The sequence below is a fragment of the Mycobacterium sp. TH-M116 genome, assembly GCF_057473685.1.
Map to the genome: position 1 here is coordinate 1 of NZ_JBYCLC010000073.1, position 1,986 is coordinate 1,986.

Annotated in this window: 2 protein-coding genes; both read right to left on the bottom strand. The window is 69.6% G+C overall.

What is annotated here, in order from left to right; translation table 11 throughout:
• Positions 1-691: aromatic ring-hydroxylating oxygenase subunit alpha (locus AC2VOK_RS03650; RefSeq protein WP_428899269.1), on the bottom strand; the 691-nt coding region annotated here is incomplete at its 3' end.
• Complete coding sequence (solA, locus tag AC2VOK_RS03655; protein ID WP_428899270.1) at positions 688-1,836, bottom strand: N-methyl-L-tryptophan oxidase; 1,149 nt, start codon at positions 1,834-1,836, stop codon at positions 688-690. The genes AC2VOK_RS03650 and solA, both read right to left, overlap by 4 nt.
• Positions 1,837-1,986 lie beyond the last annotated feature (150 nt).

A 1,986-nucleotide genomic window follows, 5' to 3' on the forward strand; every position in this document is an offset into this window, starting at 1 on the left:
CCCGCGCGAACTCGGGCACCAGCCTGGTCAGCTCGGGGTGGATCGTGGCGCAGTGATAGCACTCCATGAAGTTCTCGACGATCAACTTCCAGTTGGCTGCCACGTCGTAGGTGACCCGCCGGCCCACCTGCAGGGTGTCGATCCGGTAGTTGTCGATGGCCCGCAGGTCGCCGAGCCGGTGGGCGGCCTCGCCGACGACTTCGTCCTCGAACGACGGCGGCTGCTCGCCCAGACAGACCCACGCGTAACCCAGCCATTCACGCAACGCCACCGCGACCAGGCCGTAGCCGCGGCGGTCGATGCCGACGCCGTCCTCGTCGGTCAGCGAGCCGAGGTTGGGCGCGGCCACCAGCGCGCCGTCCAACCCGTAGGTCCACGAGTGGTAGGGGCAGCGCAGGTTGCGGCGCACCCGGCCTTCGGGCTGCGTGCACAACAGCGCGCCGCGGTGCCGGCACACGTTGAGGAAGGCGCGCAACACCCGGTCGCGGCCGCGCACCACGAGCACGCTTTCCCGGCCCACCTGAACGTTCTTGAACTGGCCCGGCTCGCCCACGTCATCGTTGCGCACGACGCAGAACCACATGTGCTCGAACATGTGCTGTTGTTCGGCGGCGAAGACGGCCGCGCTGGTGTAGTAGTCGCCGCCCAGGGTCGGCAGCAGCGCCGGCGACGGCCGTGCGGTGGAGTTCATCGGGTCACCGATCTCTGCGGGTCGAACAACGAGACGGGGTGGGCGGTGGCGCCCTCGATGCACAGATCGGCGAGGATCTCGCCGACCACCGGCACGAACTTGAACCCGTGCCCCGAAAACCCGCACGCCACGGTGACATTGGCGCAGTGGGGATGCCGGGCGATGACGAAGTGCTGGTCGGGGGTGTTGGAGTACATGCAGGTCGCCGCGTGCAGGCAGTCGCCCGCCAGCGCCGGCAACAACTCGGTGACCCGCGCCGTCATCTCGTCGATCTCCTGCGGGTGCACCTCCCGGTCGATGGTTTCCGGCGTGCAAGCGACGCCTTTGCGGAAGAAGGCGACCTTGACGCCGCCGCGTGGCCCGTCGATCGCCGGGAAACCGTATATCTGAGCGCCGGAGGTGTTTTCGTCGATGAAGATCGGATCGTCCGCGAATGCGGCGGCGCCGCCGATCGGGTCCAGCCAGTACATCACCTGACGTTGCACCGTGATGGGGACCCCGAACTCGCCCAGCAGTTGCGGCGCCCAGGCGCCCGGGCAGATGACCAGCTGCCCGGCCGTGTAGGAACCGCGCGGGGTCCTCACCCGCACGCCGTCGCGGGTCTGTCTCCACTGCAGCACCGGCTCGTCGAATTGCAGTGTGGCGCCGTTCTGTTCGGCGAGTTCGAGGTGCGCGCGCACCGTCGCCTCGGGGCGGGCGAAGCCCGCCTTGGCTTCGTAGAGCGCGATGTCACCCGGGTGGGGTGTGAAGTGGGGGAACCGCGCGGTGATCTCGGCGGCGTCGAGCACCTCGTGCGCCAGTCCCCACTGGCGGCTGGCCCGCATGCTGCCCGCGACGGTCTGGCAGTCCGGCGGCCCGATGAACAGGCCCCCGGTGAGCCGGTACACCTCGCGCTGGGCGTCGACGGCCAGCTTGTCCCACAGCTCGTAGGCGCGCAGCAGCAGCGGCACATAGCCGGGGTCCTCGAAGTAGGACTGGCGGATGATGCGCGAGCCGCCGTGGCTGGAACCGTTGGCGTGCACCGGCTCGTGGCGTTCCAGGCCGAGGACCCGGTGCCCGCGGGTGGCGACGTGACAGGCGGCCGCGCTTCCCATCCCGCCCAGTCCGACGACGATGACGTCGTAAGCCGTTGTGGTCGTGGGCATATCGGTCTACCTCCGGATCCTGTTCTGTTCTGGGTCCACGACGGCGTGCGGGTGCACGGTCGCGGTGTGGCGGCGTCCGCGGTTCTCGACGGTGAGCGTGTCGCCGACGGTCGCGGCGGGGGTCAGCCAGGCGTAGGCGACGGTGCGGCC